The sequence below is a fragment of the Micrococcus sp. GbtcB5 genome (assembly GCF_019091605.1).
GTDB lineage: Bacteria > Actinomycetota > Actinomycetes > Actinomycetales > Micrococcaceae > Micrococcus > Micrococcus luteus.
In genome coordinates, this window is record NZ_JAGXJK010000382.1 from 1 (window position 1) to 242 (window position 242).

The following is a 242-nucleotide window of genomic DNA, read 5'->3' on the forward strand; positions in this document are numbered from 1 at the left end:
AGGCCCGCTACGGGCTGCCGGTGCCCCGGGGCGTGCGTGCCGCGGCGGTGCCGCACGACGCCGCCGCGTCCCCGCCGTTCACCCTGCGGCACGAGGACGGCACGGCCCTGAGCGCCCGCGCGGTGGTCTCCGCGTCCGGCTCGTTCACCCGCCCGTTCGTGCCGGCTCTCCCGGGCGCCGACCGCTTCGGCGGCACGCCGCGGCACTCCGCCGCGTACCGCCCCCCCGCCGCGGTCGCCGGG

The 242-nt window shown here is 82.2% G+C and carries 1 pseudogene; it reads left to right on the top strand.

Annotated elements, in window-relative coordinates:
- Window positions 1-242, top strand: a pseudogene (locus tag KVS67_RS12800) (NAD(P)/FAD-dependent oxidoreductase); the annotation flags it as partial.